We start from the raw sequence: 18,127 nt of genomic DNA on the forward strand, positions 1-18,127 counted from the left end.
AGGCATCTTCCCATGGGGCCGAAAACCAACGTCATTATGGTCGTCGCCGGACTGCTGGCGGCGATGTTTATCGGCGCGTTGGACGCGACAGTCGTCGCCACCGCGACGCCGCATATCATTACGGATTTGCATGGCCAGAACCTGTTCAGTTGGGTGTTCGCCGTTTATACGCTGACTACTTGCGTGGCGACGCCCATTTTCGGCAAGCTGGCCGATTTGTTCGGGCGCAAAGCCGTGTTCGCGGTCGGCATCGGTTTATTCGTCCTCGGTTCCATATTGTGCGGGGCTGCACAGTCGATGCCTGAGCTCATTTGGTTCCGGGCTTTGCAAGGCTTCGGTGCCGGGGCGCTCGCGCCCGTATGCTTTACGATTATCGGCGACTTGTTCTCGGGCAAGCAGCGCGGCAAAATGATGGGGATTTTCTCATCCGTTTGGTCTGTGGCTGGCCTTCTAGGCCCACTGATCGGGGGGTATTTCGTCGATCAGGTGTCATGGCGCTGGATATTCTACATCAACGTGCCGATCGGTGCCGCGGCCCTGCTGCTTGTCGTCCTATTTTTGCACCAACCGATCGAACGCCGGGCGAAAAAGATCGATTACCTCGGAGCGCTGACCTTTACCGTATCCTTCTCTACGCTCCTTTATGCACTGCTGAGCGGGGGAGCCGAGCATTCGTGGAATTACCCGTTGATTGTGGGGCTGTTCATGGCATCCGCCGTATTTTTAATGCTGTTCCTCTGGATTGAGAAACATGCGGATGAACCCATGATCCCTTTGTCGATTTTCCGGATTCGCGTATTGAACGTGACCAATATCAGCGGTTTTCTGACGTTCAGCATTACGACAGGGTTGACGGTTTACACGCCGATCTGGATTCAGTCGGTGCTCGGGAACTCCGCGACGAGCTCGGGACTGATCGTCATGCCGATGTCCCTGGCCTGGCCGCTTGCCGCCAACATCGCCGGCAGGCTGATGTACCGGGTCGGGGCGAAAACCTCGATTGTATTCGGGTCTGCGCTGGTAGTGGCCGGCTCAGTCTGGCTTATTGCGCTTCAGTTGAACTCCCCTTACGTATTCTGGATTGGCATCCTCATTCTAATCGGGCTGGGAATGGGCTTCGTGGCGACACCGTCCACGGTTGTCGTGCAATCGGTCGTCGGCTGGGAGCAACGCGGCGTCGCGAACGCTTCCAGCATGCTGTTCCGTTCGCTGGGCCAAACGGTCGGCATCGCGGTGTTCGGTACGATTTATAACCAACATGTGACATCCCTCAGCTCCAGATCGGAGCTGGCTGCCGGTTTGCATGCCGTTTTTCTGCTCCTGTTCGGCATAGCGGTTGCGAACATGCTTGCCGTGATGCTTCTGCCAAAACGTCGTAATATGATGGCGCAGCAGCAGGTCGGGGGATAGAGGAGTGGACAATAGGCCGACAATCGGCCCTCCAAACGGATAGATAGGACTCGGAAAAGTCGCGGCGACCGCGGCTTTTCTGTTTTTTCAGCCCACCGTATGTTATACTGTTGTTTACTTAATAGCAGTAGAACGGATAAGGGAGGCCATTCGCTTGTACGAATTGTTCATACTCGGCGAATTGATGAATAACCCGATGCACGGCTATTTGCTGCATCAGATTTTGAACGGAATTGTTGGACCTACGCGAAAGGTCAGCTGGGGGGCGATTTATCCGCTTATCCACAGCATGCTTGCAGACGGTCTGATCGAACAGGTTCCCGATGAACAACCGGAGGGTGCCCGGCAGGGAAGAGGTAAAAAGGTAAAGACTTATAAACTTACAGATGAAGGCCGAATTCGTTTTTTCCGGCTGATGGAAGAACCGATTCCATACTCCCCGGATTACGAGCTGCATTTTTATACGAAATTGAAAAACTTTGAAATGATTAGCAAGGAATTGCAGTTTTTGATTTTACACCAATACAAGGATTACCTGCGTTATGAAATCCGTCATGAAGAAGAACGGTTGGAATATGCTAGCAAGGACGAGCGGATTCCTGCCGGAGAGCAGCGCTACATTCAGATCTTTTTCCGGCATCGACTGGAGAAGCTCCGCTTTGACGAAGAGTGGGTTTTACAGTTAATCGATGGCCATCGAGCGGAAGGAAAAGAGCTTGAACGGGAGTAAGAGCTGATAAGCTTAAAGCAAACCATGAGAAGTGGTCGACCATAGTGAACTCGAAATGACAATGTGTCGAAAATATGGACTGAAATAATAGAGAAGAGGGGCATGCCCCTCTTCTTGTTTTTTTAATCAGCTCTGGTGAGATTGAATCGTATTAAGACCCTCACCAAGTGGATGGCGAGGGTCAGTTCCATATCCGTTGTACCTCCACAAGGTCTTGATCGCTGAAGCTTAGCTTGTAAATGTCAGGCATATCCAGCTGTCTCCAGAAGCTAAAATCAAACCGCGGATCGAAATGGCTCATGATCAACACCATGATGTTTCCATGAGTCCCGATGGCGATGTTGTTCCCTTTATACTGTTCCAGTACTCTTTCAAGTGCCCGGACCCCTCTCGATTGGGCAGCCTGATTGGACTCTCCGCCTTCCCAGGCGAAAGAGTAGTCCTCCCACACCTTGGCGACTGCATGCTCGAAGTCGTCGACGGGGTGCTCTGATAATAATCGTTCTCGAAAATCTTCTTCGAGGATGATCCCGGCCCCGATTCGTTCCGCTAGCCCCTCGATCGTTTGAACGGCTCTCTTATACGGACTCGATATGAGGACATGAATATATTCAGGCTCCAGCAGCTCCGCAACTCTTGCAGCGTCCTGATGTCCGCGTTCCGATAAGGGTCTGTTTCGTTCATCCGGGGAATATACCGAGTGCGCATGCCGAACGAAATAGAGGTTTGTCATCATGTGCGCCAACCAACTCTCTTCTCAAGATTATGCACCATATTTTAACATATCGATCGATGCAATATAAGCTGAAGGATTGAACGGGATTAGGAAGAAGCAGCGTAGAAGCCTCTATTGCTTCACCATCCGCTCCCGGAATATTGGATATTGAAATGGGTGTTGACAGGGATTATTTGGAAGGGGTATACTGTGTGAAATTTAATCAAGGGAAAACGCAATGAATGGGAACAGTAAGGAGCTGCATTGTTCAGAGAGCTGTCGGTATCGGTGGGAGACAGTCAATCAGGCCCTGAAGCTCACCCATGAGCGGTGAGGCTGAATTTCAGTAGGTCTTAACGGATGACCTCCGTCAGAAGGTTCCAAGATCATTCGCGGATTCTTTAGGCTTCCAGCGAATTGAAAAGAGTGGTACCGCGAGGGAAAACCTATCGCCTCTTTATAGGCATAGGTTTTTTTTTGTAACAACAAACCATGAATAAAAGGCAGGGGATCGGCATGGAACATGTGATTGAATACTATTCCCGGTTCGATGAGTGGGGAAGGCTGGATCGGGAGCCGCTCGAATTTATCATTAACTGGCATTATATGAGGCATTATTTGCCTTCAAGCGGGAGGGTATTGGATAACGGCGCAGGGCCCGGAAAATATGCGATGGCATTAGCGGAGCAGGGCTATCAAGTCACCCTTTCCGATTTAACGCCCCGGCTTGTTGAAACGGCAAGGGAGAAGGCGGCCGAACGGGGGCTCATGGAACGCTTCGCCGGCTTTCATGTATTGAATGCAACGAATTTAAACGGATTTCCCGATGAGTCCTTCGATGCCTCGCTCATGTTAGGACCCCTCTATCATTTGCAGCGGGAAGAAGAACGAATTCGTGCCGTTCGAGAGCTGTTCCGTGTTACGAAGCAGGAAGGGATGGTGTTTGTTGCTTTCCAGAGCCGAATGCGGATGACATTGACGTCGTTACAATTCCCGGATTTCTGGAAGCCGAATAACACGATGGATGCGATCGATCAGTTCCGCAGGACAGGGATACTTAATCACGCCGATCCGGGGCGCTTTACGGGTGCGTATTATTTCAACATTGATGAGATCAAGCCCTTCATGGAAAGCCATGGATTCGAAACGATCGATTTGATCGGCTCTTCTAGCATCGGCGGCTTGCTGTCGCAGGAACAGCTGCAGGCATGGGAGGACAAGGGCGAGTCTGAACAGCTGCTGAACACGCTGAATGATATGGCAAGGGACCCATCCATTGCGGGGATCTCCTCTCATTTGCTGTACATCGGCAAAAGGAAATAGCGGCAGAACCGTGAAATTATACGTACGCCAACGAAAAATACATCGATATATATAAAAGGATAGGGGAGGAGCACGGTTGGAACGTATCATCAACATCGCGAAATCTGGGCATCAAGGATTGTCAGCCGCCGCCATAAACTCGTTCTTTACGCGGCTTGAGCAGCAGGCCCTGGAAGTGAATCATTTTATTCTGCTGAAGGAGGGGAGGACGGTGGCCGAATGGTACCGCGCCCCCTACCGGAAGGAATGCCCGCAGTTGCTGTTTTCCTTGAGCAAAAGCTTTACCTCGATCGCAGCGGGGATCGCCTGGGATCAAGGATACTTGGAGCTTTACGACCCGGTCATCTCGTTCTTTCCCGATGAACTCCCGGGCCGGGTGTCACCGAATCTTGCGAAAATGACCGTGCATCATCTGTTGTCCATGAGCACCGGCCATCTCGGCAACATCTATCCTGCAATCGCGAGGGAGGAGAACTGGGTCAGGGCGTTCCTTGCCCAAGAAGTCGAGCTTGAACCGGGAGAACGCTATTGCTACACCACGCACGCTACCTATATGGTGGCCGCCATAATCGAGAAGGTGACCGGCCAAAGTCTGGTTGATTTTCTGATGCCCCGCTTGTTTGAACCGCTGGGGATTTCAAGGCCAACCTGGGAGACGTGCCCAATGGGCATCGCGGCTGGAGGAATGGGTCTCAGTCTTACCACCGCAGACGTGGCCAAGTTCGGCCAGATGCTGTTAAACCGGGGGATGTATGAAGGCAAGCGAATCGTATCGGAGCGGTATATTGAGCTTGCTGCATCCGAGCAGAGCGATAACCGTCCAGGCGTAGAACGGGTCGACTGGGCACAAGGGTATGGGTATCAGTTTCACCTATGCCGCCGGGGCTGTTACCGGGGGGACGGCTCCTTTGGCCAGATGTGCTTTGTGGCCCCTCGCGAAAACATCGTCATTGCAGTGAACGCCAGCTTTAAGAGTATGGCCCGCCTTCAGGTTCTGCTGGATTTGATTTATGAAGAGCTGCTGGACGCTAAGAATATTCAGCAGTCCGAGGACTTTCAGGACGATCCCCGGCTGCAGCAGACCATAGCTTCCATCAGCTCCAAGGAGCCGGAAATACGGCCGATACCGGCCGGTGTACCGGATCTGCATCTTCGCACCTACGGATTGAGTGACAATGACAATCCGCAAGGGCTGAACCGAATCGGTTTTCGCTTGCGGGACTCTAAGCTATCGCTTCTGCTGGGCTATGGTCGTGAGGAGGACAGCGAGCAGCTCCTGGAGCTCGACTTTACGCAACCGGAGCAAACGCGGCATAGGTTCCATAAAGATTTGTCCATGCCTTTGCAAGAGGTGGTGACCTATGCTGCTTGGCTGGATAAACGGATGTTGCGGCTGAATCTGTATTATATTGAAACGCCATATGTGGTTACCTACACGATGACGTTCGAGGGAGAGAGCATCGATGTCCAATTTCAGATCAACGTCTCCTTCCATTTGTCCGATTATCGGGCTTCCGGGAGGCTAATGAATAAGAAGCTTTGACTTCGTATGCAATCATTCGAATTGATGAAAGGGAGATTGTGAGCGATGAGTGATTGGAAGGAATTAACCAAGGAGTCGCAGGTGCGTTGGAATGAGATTGCGGGCTTTTGGGACGATTACATGGGGGAGCATAGCAATCGTTTCCATCGCGAGATCATCCGCCCGGGCACGGAGCATTTGTTGGAAGTATCGGAGGGTCACGAGGTGCTGGACATCGGCTGCGGCAACGGCAATTTTGCCAGAAGATTAGCTGAACTGGGCGCCAATGTGACGGCTGTGGACTACAGCTTCGAGATGATCCAACGGGCGAAGGCAAGATCGGCCGGCGCTCTGGACCGTATCGATTACCGGGTCGTCGACGCAACCGATCACGATGCGCTGCTCAGCCTCGGTGAGGAGAGATTTGACCGCGCTGTCTCCAATATGGCGCTCATGGATATCTCGGACATTACGGTGCTGGCAAACGCGCTCCATAAGCTGCTGCGTAAGCACGGGACCTTCGTGTTCTCGATCATGCATCCATGCTTCCAGCCGCCGGGTCTGCACAAAATTCACGAAAAGGTGGATAAGGACGGACACATCGTCTCTGAACACCGTATTCAAATTTCCAAGTACCTGGAGCCGGAACCGATGGAATCGATCGGCATTCAAGGCCAGCCGGTTCCTCACCTGGTATTTCACAGGCCGCTGTCGTATTATATGAACGTTTTCTTTAAGTGCGGCTTTGTTCTTAACGGGCTGGAAGAGCCCAGCTTTCATAAAGACGGTCTGGAGCAGGGCAAGTTCGACTGGTACGAGATTCCGCCTGCCGTTATCTTCCGGTTCCGTAAGGATTGAGGACGGACGATGACGAAGCTGAGGAACATTTATGTCGTGAGGCATTGCCAAGCCGAAGGGCAGGCACCGGAAGCCAGGTTAACCGGCACCGGCATGCTGCAGGCGGCAAGGCTTGCCGAGTTTTTCTCGGATCACGCGATCGATTGTATGGTTTCAAGTCCATATGCGAGGGCGCGGCAAAGTATTGCCCCGCTTGCCGAACGGTTAGGCTTGGAGGTAACCCTGGATGAAAGGCTTACGGAGAGGGTATTATCCGGATCGCCTTCACCTGATTGGCGGGAGAAGCTTCGGCTTACTTATGACGATATGGACTTATGTTATGATGGCGGGGAGTCCAGCAGTACGGCGATGAAGCGGGCCGTTCAAGCGGTTGAGGATATTCTAAACCAAGGCTGCCGCAATGCCGTCCTCGTTTCGCACGGCAATCTGATCTCGTTGCTGCTGAAATATTTTGATGACCGGATCGGATTCAAGGAGTGGGAGGCGCTAACCAACCCGGATGTGTATCGGTTGTCCTTTCCGATCGATGGCGGAAGTCCAAGCTTGCTTCGGATCTGGCCCGCATGACTTTTTCGCTGATTGCATGACCTTATAAGCGGATTGCAGAATCTGGGTGAATATAGAGGTCTTAACGACTTCACAAATATTATAGCTGTAATTATGCATCTGCCTCTTGACCCTGACACTAATGTCAGGGTTTATGATAGGTTCAAGATCATGAAGGAGGTGGCGTTAACGGTATGAAAATCGGAGAGCTTTCAGCCCGGACCGGCGTGAGCATCCGTTCGCTCCGTTACTATGACAAGCAAGGCTTGCTCACGCCGACTCGCCTTGAGAACGGCTACCGGGAGTACTCGCCGTTTGCGGAACAGCAGGTACGGACGATCCAGCTATATCTTAATCTCGGGCTATCGACAGAGCAGATCGCCGGCTTTCTCCACTGCGTCATGAAGAATAAAGAAGCGTTCTGTAAGGAGGTCGTCCCGGTGTACCGTGAAAAGTTAGCCGAGATCGAGGAACAAATCGCTCTGTTGTCGGCGGTGAAGTCCAACCTGGAGGAACGCATCCGGTCCATTATGGAAGAAGATCCGCCAAATCAACCGCTGGAAGGAGAATGAGCAATGAGCCTGCAAACCGTCAGTACATCAGCATTTCGCAGCGCGGTGCGCCAGAAGGATGTAGTTTTGGTTAGTTTTAGTACGAAATGGTGCCCGCCATGCAAAGTGCTTCGCCCGATCCTTGAAGAGCTGGGGAATGAAAAGGGGAATCGCCTGTCGGTGCTGCAAGTCGACTGTGACGCGTCGCCGGAGCTTGCTGCACGTTATGGAATCATGTCCACGCCGACCGTCATCGTGTTCCATCAAGGCGAACCGGTCAATAAACTCGTCGGGTTGAGACCGAAGAAGGCCTATGAGGCGGCGCTTGCGCGCTATGCCTAACGGTGGCGATAAAAACGGACTGGGAACAAGCGCGTGTGCCGGAGCATATAAATGGATTTTGCGCGATGAGGTATAACTGTGGTTAAGGGGAGCTGAATGCTCCTCTTTTTTATCCAGCGACGGGAACTCAAGGGATATAGCCCTTTGGTAAAGAATGATTTACACTGAAAATCCCCTGGGGGTCGCCCGGGTGCCTATGCTATACTATGGGTGTTTTTGATTTCGTTAAAGGAGGCTTGTCCTTAGCATGTGTTGCATCGCATACATTCGGATTCGGTAATGAGGGTACAGAGCATTTAGATCCTGCCGTTTTTTGATCAATGACGGCAAGGTTTATTTGAGCTGTGCCTTTTTCATTACTAAACGAATGAATGAGGTGCATATTTGTGTCTAAAAACAATCGACATTGTCATCATAAATCGAAGAACAATCCTAACAATTTCTCCGCGCAGCATCGGTTGATCAACAAACGGCTCGTGCTTGATATGATTGACCTCGCGCGCATCCAGCGCCACGAAACCGTTCTGGATCTCGGTGCCGGGACAGGAGCGATCACCTTTCAGCTCGCGGAAAGAGCGGCTAACGTCATCGCCGTCGAGACCGATCCGGAGTACGTCAACAAACTAAAGAGCCGGGCAGAGACGGGACATATGCAGAATGTCCGCGTGGTGCCGGCAGATATATTACAGATTCAGCTTCCGCGCCGGGAGTTTGTCGTGGTCGCGAATATTCCCTACTCGATCACGACACCGATTCTGGGGAAGCTGCTGGATCATCCGGCCGTCCCCCTTCAAAGAGCCGTGCTGCTGGTGGAGCTTGGGGCGGCCAAACGTTTTACCGGACGGCTCGTCCGGAATCCGCGAATGTTAGGCTGGAGAATGAGTTATGAATTTCAGCTTGTCCGATCGGTCGCGCCCTCGAATTTTTCACCGCCGCCGAAGGTGGATTCAGGCATCCTTACCATTCGCAGAAGGAAAGATCCTCTGGTTCCTCCAAAGCATCATGCCAGGTTTATGGCGCTGGCAGCTTATACCTTGCGATATCCGGATCTCCCACTGCCAGAGGCATTGTCCGGGGTATTCACCCCGCCGCAAATGACTCGGTTGATCCGGCAGCTTGGGGTCGATCGAGGATTTCCGGTCAGCCGGTTGGACGAAGCGGGGTGGGGACAGCTATTCTCCGCGATGCTGAAGCATGTTCCGCCGGAGCGGTGGCCGAGAACGCCGCTGCCTGGATTCGGTAAACCGAAAAAGCGGAGGTAGTCCAAGAAAGCGTATGAATCGATCAAGCTGGCAAATAACCAAGAGAGGCGAAAGAGAGGCGACACGCCTCTCTTTTTTGCTTTTTGCTTATGTTCTCCTCATTAATATAGGTAGTCCGCCTCTTCACCAGCTGCCGGTATGTTATGATAGAAGAAGTTTGAACCTTTTATTGGAAATGATGCTAAAGGAGTTTCATATCTATGAAATCCAGAACGAAAGCCTGGTCCTTAATCGCGATCATTCTCGTAAGCTGTATCGTGATGGCCTATGTGGATGCTGTCATAAGGCCGAATTATGCGGTCAAATCGGTCATCAAAATGCTGCTGTTCCTTACGCTGCCGATCGGCTATGCGCTGATGGGCGGAGGGGTTCCGTTTCGGAAGCTGTTCAACTTCGAGAAAAAAGGTCTGCTGGCCTCGCTCCTGCTCGGAGCCGGCGTATTTGCATTCATCCTTGCCAGTTATGCTCTCATCGGGCCGCTCTTTGATTTTTCACGGGTGACCGGAGCCCTTCAGCAGCATATCGGCGTCAACGCCGGCAACTTCGTGTTCGTCGCGATTTACATATCGTTTGTGAACTCGCTGCTGGAGGAATTCTTCTTCCGGGGCTTTGCCTTCTTCACCTTGAAGGATCAAGTCGGCCGCACATTCGCTTATCTGTTCAGTGCGGGAGCATTTGCCGTCTATCATATTGCGATGATGACCAGCTGGTTTACGCTGCCGCTGTTCCTGCTCCTGATCGCGAGCCTGTTCATCGCGGGCCTGCTGTTTAACTGGCTGAACGAGCGAAACGGCAACATTTACGCTTCCTGGATGGTTCATTTGTGTGCGAATCTCGCTATTAATACAATTGGATTTATATTGTTTGACATCATATAGAGACAGGTCTAGAGACAGGCCGAAGACACAGCTGGTCAAGATTGCTCTTGGCCGGCTTTTTTGGCATTGACCTTCACATGATGTGATGGTTTACAATGCGAATACATCGAAACGAAAAAGGAGCTGCTGCATGTGCATATCAGCGAATTATCGGATAAAACCGGGGTGAGTCTCCGATCGCTTCGTTATTATGAGGAAAAGGAGCTGCTGCACCCTGATCGATCGGCCAATGGCTACCGTCAATATGCGGAATCCGATATCGAGCGGGTCCGCCTGATTCAAATGTATTTCGGCTTAGGCTTAACGGTAAAGGAGATTGTGAGCTTTTTTGAATGCGCCTTTGACGACAGCCCCAAACAGGAGTGCCTGCCGAGCGCTATCGAAGTGGGCAGAAAGAAGCTGGATGAAATCACGCGCCGGATGGAGCAGCTGCAGCAGGCAAAGACTCATTTGGAGCAGAGCATTGCGAGATGGGAACGCATTTTACGTAAAGGAGATGGGAGCCGTGAGTAGAAACTTTGATCCGTCCAGGGATCGGGTAGCCGTCGTTACCGGAGGGAATCGGGGCATTGGCAAGGAAATCGCCCGCCAGCTGGGGGCCCAAGGAATCGTTGTTATCATGACATCGCGGGATGAGGAGAAAGGGCGCCAGGCAGTGCAAGACCTGCATGCAGAGGGGCACCGGGCGGCACTGCATGTGCTGGATATCGATCAAGCGGATGAGGCAGAACGGCTGATGGCGTTTGTTCGGACGGAATATGGACGGCTGGATGTGCTTGTGAACAATGCGGGGGTCATTTTGGATCAAGGAATCTCGATCCTGGATGTCGAAGAACGTCTGATACGGGCTACTTTCGAAACGAACTTCTTCGGCGCGCTGCGGATGACCCAGGCTGCAATTCCTTTGATGAAGCTGCATGACTATGGTCGAATCGTCAACATATCTTCAGGCCTCGGTGCATTCGAAATCATGGATGGCAGCTTGGATCCGGGCTTCAAGCTAGGGGGAGCATCGTCCGCCTACCGGATGTCCAAGACGATGCTGAATGCGATGACCTGTCTTGTTTCCCAAGAGGTGGCAGGTACCGGAATCAAGGTAAATGCGGTATGCCCGGGACGGGTTCGGACTGATATGGGAGGAGCGGATGCCCCGCTCTCCGTCGCGGAGGGTGCGGATACGGCCGTATGGCTCGCTACCCTTGATGATGCCGGCCCAAGCGGAGGATACTTTCGAGAGCGGAGAAGGATTGCCTGGTGAACCACTATAAAGCAATTGGAGGGTATCGCATTGAATGATAGGGGAGATTACGGTAAGTATGCCGTTCCTGAGACGATTAAGGAGCTGCTGAAGTTTGAAGAGGAACTGAAAGACAACGGCTTGTCACTGGATTTTCATTTGGGGCTGATTATGGAAGGCCGTCGTTTCAGATATAACTCAACGCCGCCGGATGTCATTCCATTTGCCTCAGCGGGCGTTGACGGCATTCACTATGGGTTTCTAACGGACTTCGGGACGGTATCCGATTTGGAGCAGGCCTATATTGTTTGCGTATCCCCGATGGATATTGGTGATGAAGTATGGCTAGTTGCCCCAAGCATCCGTGACTTTTTACGTGTGGTATATACAGACAACATCATCCTGTACAACCATTTTCGGGCTGCGGATGATTTACGCGAGCATATGCAGCAGCGGGAGACCGAATACGACAGTGAGGAGAGATTGCAGGCTAAGCGGATGCTGCGGGAGCGATTTGCGATAGAGCCGATCCCCGACATGCCCCGGTATATTGCGGAGCTGAGTCGAAAGCGGGCGGAGGAGATTGCCTTATCGACCAAATCCCCCTTGGGAGTTGTGCGATGGTCTCCGGATGATTCCGTGGAGGGAGTCCGGCTGCTACCGGATGAAACTACGGATTTGGAATCGGTTCGCCTTTTTTTTCTGAAAGCACCGAGGCTGCCGAAACTGGCGTTTATCCGTGACGCTCAAACCTCTCAGCTGCTGTACGATGACCCGGAGATACGGAAACTGGTGACAAATGAGCTTATCGATATGGGGCTGGAAGAGGAGGCTGTTCAGCTCAACATTCCCTTTGAGGAAGTGGAGTCATATAGTGAACAGATGGCGCCGCAGTACGGGGAGAGTACCCTTTTGAACTTAACGTGGATTGATGAAGAAACTTTTGAATGAGATTCATAGAAAAAAACCTCCAAATTAAAAGACTTATTCTTTGTCTGCTGATGTATAATATTCGGTATTAGGAGGTGCCGAGTATGAGTGAAGCTAACATTTTTGGTCATCAAGCGTTGTTTGAGCATGTATACAAGAGTGCTCCGATTGGCATTGCCCTAGTTACGATCGAAGGAAATTGGATCAGTGTTAACCCGGCAGCATGCAAAATGTTCGGATTTACCGAGAAAGAATTGATGCAGCAGCCGGCTACGGATTATATATATTCCGATAACGTCGATAGTCCGGAGAAGCTGGTTCAGTCCTTAAGCGAGAAGGTCCCGACGGTCGCCTTGGAAAAACAATTTATGCATAAAGACGGCAGACGGATTTGGACTTCTGTTCACGTATCCCTCGTGCGCGATGAGAAGGACAAGACCCCGCTGTTTTTTATTTCGCAAATGGTCGATATTACCGACAGCAAGGTGGCCGAACAGAAGCTTCAGGAAAGTATCGAACGATATACCTCATTAAAAAAATATAATCACGACGCCATCATTTCCTTTAATCTCCAAGGGGAAATTATGAACGGGAATCAGATGGCCGAGCAGCTTACGGGATATACGATTCCCGAATTGGCCGGAAAGCGTATATCTCTTCTGATGGGAGAACACAACTTGAGACGGGTGCTCTCCGATTCAGCCGACTATACCTCCGCCGAGAAATCGATCAACGGGATCAGGCACAAGGACGGGCATATGGTCGAGGTGCTCGCCACCTTGGCGCCGATCGTTATTCATAACAAGAATGTCGGTTTCTACATTATCGCGAAGGACATGACCGAGCAGAAGAAGCTTATCATCGAGAAGGAGGCTGCCGAGAAAACCAACAAGGCCAAGAGTGAGTTCCTGGCCATGATGAGCCATGAAATCAGAACCCCGATGAATGGCGTAATCGGCATGACGGATTTGATATTGGATACCGATCTGGATGAGGAGCAGCGGGAATATGTCCAGATCATCAAGAAGAGCGGCACCACACTGCTGAATATTATTAACGATATTCTGGACTTCTCTAAGATCGAGTCCGGCCGAACCGAGCTGTCCGAAGAAACCTTCAGTCTTCGAAACACGCTGTCGGAAACCATGAACCTGATGCTCCCGAAGGCGCTTGAGAAAAATATTGAGGTGACCACCTCGGTAGCTCCCGATGTTCAGGATCAAGTGTACGGTGACATGACAAAGCTGCGGCAGGTGCTGATGAATCTGCTTAGCAATGCCGTGAAATTTACGCCGACCGGCTCTGTCTCCGTCTCGGTGTCATGTATTCAGAGCATCCATGGATCGGGGCTGATCCAATTCTCCGTAACCGATACGGGGATTGGGGTACCAAGCGAGAAGGTCCCCCAATTGTTCGAGCCGTTCTATCAGGTGGATCATTACATGACCCGCCAAGTGGAAGGTACCGGTCTCGGTCTGGCGATCTGCAAGAAGCTTGTGGAGCTGATGGGCGGCGAAATCTGGTATGAACCGAATCCGAAGCAGACCGGATCCGTCTTTACGTTTACCGTTCAATTGAAGTACCCTTTGGTTGCGGTGAATGAAGGAGAGGAGAATCCGGTTCAGGAGCTCGATGATGCAGACGGCAATTCCTTCAAAATTTTGATTGTGGAAGACAATGAAGTGAATCAGCTGGTGCTAAAGAAAATCATCGAGAAGCTCGGTTATTCATCGGAGACTGTCCCCAATGGGCTGGAAGCGGTTGAGGCTTATAAGAAGTATCCGTATGACTTGATATTCATGGATATTCAGATGCCGTTCATGGACGGGATGGAAGCTGCCAGAATCATTAAGCAAAGTGCTCCTGCGGATAAGCGCCCTTATGTTGTCGCCGTCACGGCTCACGCGATCAAGGGCGATCGCGAGAAGTATTTGGCGATGGGCATGGATGAATATGTGAGCAAGCCTGTCAGTATGCAGGCGGTATCGGATGTTATCGACATTTTCCGTAGTATCCGAGTGAACAGTTCCACGGACGGCTCGACGGCTTAACCGATGCAACGAGCCTTTTGGCCATGAGGATAAAACGTCCGGTATTTTGGCGAGCTTATAAGATCATTAAAGGAGCTGTCTCCTGCGGTTTTTCAACCGCGGGGGACAGCTCCTTCTTGCTTGCGATATTAATCGCATAAGCCTCATGTGGAGGCTTAAGGTGTTGTAGTTGTTTTCTTGATAACAAAGGCTTTGGACGGTGCCGACAATGCCGGAGCCTGGGTAGCCGTAGCCGAGAGCGGCTTCTTCGTGTCCTTTGCTGCTGACAGAACGAATACAACGTATTCGGTGTCCGGCTTGATGGCTTCTCCCTTGGCATCTTTGAGATCATCGATCTTGGTTGTCAATTCTTCAGCGATGTCTTTGCCGGTTACGGCAATGCTTCCGGAGACGTGATTCTTCGCATCGTCAGCTTTGAATTTATTCACTTCGCTTTTGGCTACGATGAAGACGCGGTACTCGCCAATATTGCGCTCATCCGCTGCCTTCTTAAAGCTCACCTTCACTTTATCTCCCGTGCCGTTCAGCTCGGCCTTTACATCGGTCACCTGAGTCGGGGAGGGAATCGTAAAGGGCTGTGAAGATGACGACAGCTTATTCTTGGTCGAGACGGTTCCGTCAGCGACAACAAGGATGAAGACTCTGTAAGTGCTGCCGGCTTTGACTGGGTTGCCGTCGACATCCTTCGTTTCAGCAGGCAAAAGGCTGTCGTATTGTCCTTGCGGCGGCGCGACTGGTGTGTAGTTTCCTTGTTTAACCAGGCTGGCCTCAGCTTCCCCGAACGCTTTCGCATCAGGTACGACCATGATGCGGTATTCACTTATAGTGCCCGCATTATTTGCTGGGGTAAATCTCACTTTGATATCGCTGGCGTTGCCGTTGTTGCCCTCAATTCCTGCATACACGTCGGCAGGAACGGCGACTTCGGTTCCCTCAAGCACGATCGGACCGTATGGCTGGGACAGTGCATTGGTGCTTCCGCCATCGTTACTAACGGATAAGACGAACACATGGTAAGGCACCTTGTTGCGGATGTCTTTGCCGTTTACGTCCTTCGTCCCTGGTCTTAAAGTGTTATCAAAAGAATTACCTACAGGCACGAAATCGTATCGATCTTGATTTTGTACCGCGTTAGCTTGCTCTAATTTGAAATTTTGGGCATCCCCAGCCTCAACGATCAAGATGCGATATCCGTAAATATTGGTTTCGTTGGTTGCTTTGTCGAATTTGACCTTGATGTCGCTGGCGTCGCCTTTATTCCCAACATCCTCAACGGATCTGATGGTTGCCGTGCCGACCTGTGTTTTGCCCTGAAGCTTGATCTCGTTCGATCTCGGGGAAATGGCGTTGACGCCATAGGTGCCGACCGACAGCACGTATACGCGGTAGCCCGTGCCGTTCTTAATCAATTCTCCATCTGTATCTCGAGCGTTCGAATCCAGACGGACGGAATAGCCCGAATTTTTGTTCACTCTTGTGAAATATTGATTATACGTAGCATCGTTTAATGACAGTGACTTGGAAGACTTCACGACAAATACTCTGTAGTGGTCGATGTAATACTCGTCGGAAGGACGATTGAACGAAATTCTCAAGTCGCTGCCGTTGCCATTGTCGCCGATGTCTTCCACTACAGGCGTCGAAACCGGGCTGACATTTTGATTGTTACCGCTGAGCGTAATCGCCGATGAAGCAGAGGACAGGGCGTGATTGCTGCCCGAATATGCGTAGGACATAACATATACGCGGTAGCTTACGCCGTTGCGAATCAATGCGCCGTCAGCATCGCGGCTGTCGGATGACAGATTGAGCCTGTAATTGTTGTAGCCGGTTTTGTTTACTTGCGTGTAATAAGAGTTGTTTTCCGCTCTGCTTAAATCAAAATAGTTATAATCCGAGGATTTTACGACAAACACCCGGTAATGGCTAATATTGCTTTCGTCCGAAGCCCGATTAAATGAAATTTCCAGATCCCGGCCGTTTCCGTAATTGCCTACATCACTGACGTACAGGCTGGAGATCGTTCCTACACGATAGCTGTTGTTCGTCAGGATGATGGAACTCGAAGCGGAGGAAAGAACATTGTTGCTCTGACTATGATTATCGAGGGCCATTACGAACACCCGGTAATATACGCCGTTACGAATCAAGGCGCCGTCTACGTCCCGAGCTCCCGAGCCGAGCGTGAGAGTATTGTTGCTTGATTTGCTGACATTCGTGTAGTAGGAGCTCGAATTGATGGCATTCGCCCGGCTCACGCTGAAGTTATGATAGTCGCTCTCCTTGACCACGAAGATCCGGTAGCCGCTGATGGAAGACTCATTGGATACCCGGTTGAAGCTGACGCGAAGGTCGCGCCCGTCGCCGTAATCGCTCACGTCGGTCACCTGCGAGATGCTTGGAACCGTCGTGGTGCCTGTGCTGAGCGTAATCGAAGACGAACCGGAAGACAGCTTGCTTGCGATTGCGCTCTCGTTGCTGCTGACGGACAGAACAAATACCGTATAAGCGACGCCGCTGCGGATATATTCGCCCGACGTGTCTCTTGACGTGGAGCTGAAGCCCGTTGTCAGGGTCGTATTGCTTGAACTGGACTTATTGACGGTTGTGTAGTTCGTGCTAGCTACCGCCTTCGCTGCTGCCAGGTCGAATTTTGCTGCGTCTTTGGATTTCACGACAAACACCTGGTAATTCGAAATGTTGCTTTCACTCTGAGCGCGGGTAAAGCTAACCGACAGATCGCGGCCATCGCCGTAATTGCTGACGTCGCTGGCCTTCACATTTGTCGCCGCAGCGACTGCATTCGAATTCGTCAGCGTCAGTGACGGGGAAGCAGGGGACAACGCATAGTTGCCGCTAGTATTCCCTACGGTCAGCACATACGCCTTATACGGCTGATTATTTCGGATCAAATCTCCATTCGTATCCGTCGTACTGGCTGAGAGGGTTCGGGTGAGATCCGAGCCGGTCGGAAGCACTGACGTGTAGGCCGTCGAAGGCAGGCGCTGTGCTTCGGCAAGGCTGAGTGACTGGGATTGCTTCACGATAAACACGCGATAATGCGAAACCTGCGACTCCGTAGAGGATTTGGAGAAGCTGACCGACAGATCGCGTCCGTCTCCGGCGTTGCCGATATCCCGGAGGGTTACGTGGTTAACTCCCGTAAATCCGATATCCGGTTCCGAAGACGTGGTAATGGTAACCGTTTTGGTTCTGGAGTTCCAGCCGATCTTCTCGCCGAGCGATTCACTGACGAAGCGGACCGGAACCATCGTGTTGCCCTTCAGGTTTTTCGCCGGAACGTCTAAAGATACGGTCTTGCCATTAATCGTAGCCGTTTTGGAGTTGATCTTCAGCACGATGGTGGTGCCGTCTTTCACGGCCGTGACCGTTTTCGTCTTCTGATTCCATTTCACGGATGCATCCAGCGCTTCGAAGATCACCCGCATCGGCAGCATGACCCGCCCTTGAATCATGACCGGCGCTTGCGGCGTTTTCAAGCGGACGCCGTCGATCACGACGCTGATATTAACTGCCGCCTGTGCCTGTGACTGGAATAGGAATGGAACAATGAGTATAGCTGCTAGCAAGGCAGTCCATATTCTTTTCACACACTCAACCTCCTGAATTCAATCTTGTTATTATTTTCCTCTACAATATGACGCATTCGCCCGGAATAAAGTTTCATGGTTAACGTCGGCAGCGTAAATATTTTTTTGCACCTGGCAGCGCTCAAAGGGGGAAAGCCCTTGTATCGTAAGGCATCTCCCTT

The 18,127-nt window shown here is 51.5% G+C and carries 16 protein-coding genes and 1 other annotated feature; of the genes, 14 read left to right on the forward strand and 2 right to left on the reverse strand.

Translation table 11 applies throughout. The features are described from left to right. Positions 1-12: 12 nt before the first annotated feature. Both NST08_RS06660 and NST08_RS06665 read left to right on the forward strand, forming a co-directional pair. Positions 13-1,410 (forward strand): MDR family MFS transporter, encoded by a 1,398-nt coding sequence (locus tag NST08_RS06660; RefSeq protein ID WP_341341619.1) that lies wholly within the window; start codon positions 13-15, stop codon positions 1,408-1,410. A 154-nt stretch (positions 1,411-1,564) separates the two neighbouring features. Further along, positions 1,565-2,140, forward strand: coding sequence for a PadR family transcriptional regulator (locus NST08_RS06665; RefSeq protein ID WP_007130922.1), 576 nt, complete (start codon positions 1,565-1,567; stop codon positions 2,138-2,140). A 181-nt stretch (positions 2,141-2,321) separates the two neighbouring features. On the opposite strand, the gene NST08_RS06670 is transcribed toward NST08_RS06665, so the two are convergent. Continuing rightward, positions 2,322-2,876, reverse strand: a complete 555-nt coding sequence (locus tag NST08_RS06670) for a histidine phosphatase family protein (RefSeq protein ID WP_341341620.1) — start codon at positions 2,874-2,876, stop codon at positions 2,322-2,324. A gap of 208 nt (positions 2,877-3,084) precedes the next feature. Continuing rightward, positions 3,085-3,315, forward strand: a binding site (T-box leader). A gap of 56 nt (positions 3,316-3,371) precedes the next feature. Here NST08_RS06670 and NST08_RS06675 point away from each other — a divergent pair. The 12 genes from NST08_RS06675 (at position 3,372) to NST08_RS06730 (ending at position 14,355) form a co-directional block, all read left to right on the forward strand. Continuing rightward, positions 3,372-4,178, forward strand: a complete 807-nt coding sequence (locus tag NST08_RS06675; protein ID WP_341034188.1) for a class I SAM-dependent methyltransferase — start codon at positions 3,372-3,374, stop codon at positions 4,176-4,178. Between the two features lie 76 nt (positions 4,179-4,254). Next, positions 4,255-5,721: a serine hydrolase domain-containing protein gene (locus tag NST08_RS06680; RefSeq protein WP_341034187.1), complete on the forward strand. Its 1,467-nt coding sequence runs from the start codon at positions 4,255-4,257 to the stop codon at positions 5,719-5,721. Between the two features lie 45 nt (positions 5,722-5,766). Beyond that, a complete protein-coding gene (locus NST08_RS06685) occupies positions 5,767-6,558 on the forward strand; it encodes a class I SAM-dependent methyltransferase (RefSeq protein WP_051425067.1) in 792 nt (263 codons plus the stop codon). An 18-nt stretch (positions 6,559-6,576) separates the two neighbouring features. Next, the gene (locus NST08_RS06690) at positions 6,577-7,125 is read left to right on the forward strand and encodes a histidine phosphatase family protein (protein WP_341035052.1); all 549 of its coding nucleotides are present in this window, start codon (positions 6,577-6,579) and stop codon (positions 7,123-7,125) included. 173 nt (positions 7,126-7,298) lie between these two features. After that, a complete protein-coding gene (locus NST08_RS06695) occupies positions 7,299-7,676 on the forward strand; it encodes a MerR family transcriptional regulator (RefSeq protein ID WP_341034186.1) in 378 nt (125 codons plus the stop codon). Positions 7,677-7,679: 3 nt separating this feature from the next. Beyond that, positions 7,680-7,997, forward strand: coding sequence for a thioredoxin family protein (locus tag NST08_RS06700; protein WP_007130915.1), 318 nt, complete (start codon positions 7,680-7,682; stop codon positions 7,995-7,997). 386 nt (positions 7,998-8,383) lie between these two features. Next, positions 8,384-9,259 (forward strand): 23S ribosomal RNA methyltransferase Erm, encoded by an 876-nt coding sequence (erm, locus tag NST08_RS06705; RefSeq protein WP_341034185.1) that lies wholly within the window; start codon positions 8,384-8,386, stop codon positions 9,257-9,259. Positions 9,260-9,459: 200 nt separating this feature from the next. After that, positions 9,460-10,137 (forward strand): CPBP family intramembrane glutamic endopeptidase, encoded by a 678-nt coding sequence (locus NST08_RS06710; protein WP_007130913.1) that lies wholly within the window; start codon positions 9,460-9,462, stop codon positions 10,135-10,137. Positions 10,138-10,269: 132 nt separating this feature from the next. Continuing rightward, positions 10,270-10,650 carry a MerR family transcriptional regulator gene (locus NST08_RS06715; protein WP_144878428.1) on the forward strand — a complete coding sequence of 127 codons (381 nt, stop codon included), beginning with the start codon at positions 10,270-10,272 and terminating at the stop codon, positions 10,648-10,650. Further along, positions 10,634-11,395 (forward strand): SDR family oxidoreductase, encoded by a 762-nt coding sequence (locus tag NST08_RS06720; RefSeq protein WP_186311102.1) that lies wholly within the window; start codon positions 10,634-10,636, stop codon positions 11,393-11,395. The genes NST08_RS06715 and NST08_RS06720 overlap by 17 nt, the downstream gene beginning before the upstream one ends. Positions 11,396-11,425: 30 nt before the next feature. Then, positions 11,426-12,325 carry a hypothetical protein gene (locus NST08_RS06725; protein ID WP_341341621.1) on the forward strand — a complete coding sequence of 300 codons (900 nt, stop codon included), beginning with the start codon at positions 11,426-11,428 and terminating at the stop codon, positions 12,323-12,325. Positions 12,326-12,408: 83 nt separating this feature from the next. Next, positions 12,409-14,355: a PAS domain S-box protein gene (locus NST08_RS06730; protein WP_251537111.1), complete on the forward strand. Its 1,947-nt coding sequence runs from the start codon at positions 12,409-12,411 to the stop codon at positions 14,353-14,355. A 155-nt stretch (positions 14,356-14,510) separates the two neighbouring features. Here the strand turns inward: NST08_RS06730 and NST08_RS06735 are convergent, their stop codons facing one another. Beyond that, positions 14,511-17,966, reverse strand: a complete 3,456-nt coding sequence (locus NST08_RS06735; RefSeq protein ID WP_251537110.1) for a copper amine oxidase N-terminal domain-containing protein — start codon at positions 17,964-17,966, stop codon at positions 14,511-14,513. Positions 17,967-18,127 lie beyond the last annotated feature (161 nt).

Origin of the sequence: Paenibacillus sp. FSL K6-1566 (assembly GCF_038050475.1) — a bacterium.
In the GTDB taxonomy this organism is placed as follows: domain Bacteria; phylum Bacillota; class Bacilli; order Paenibacillales; family Paenibacillaceae; genus Paenibacillus_AQ; species Paenibacillus_AQ lactis.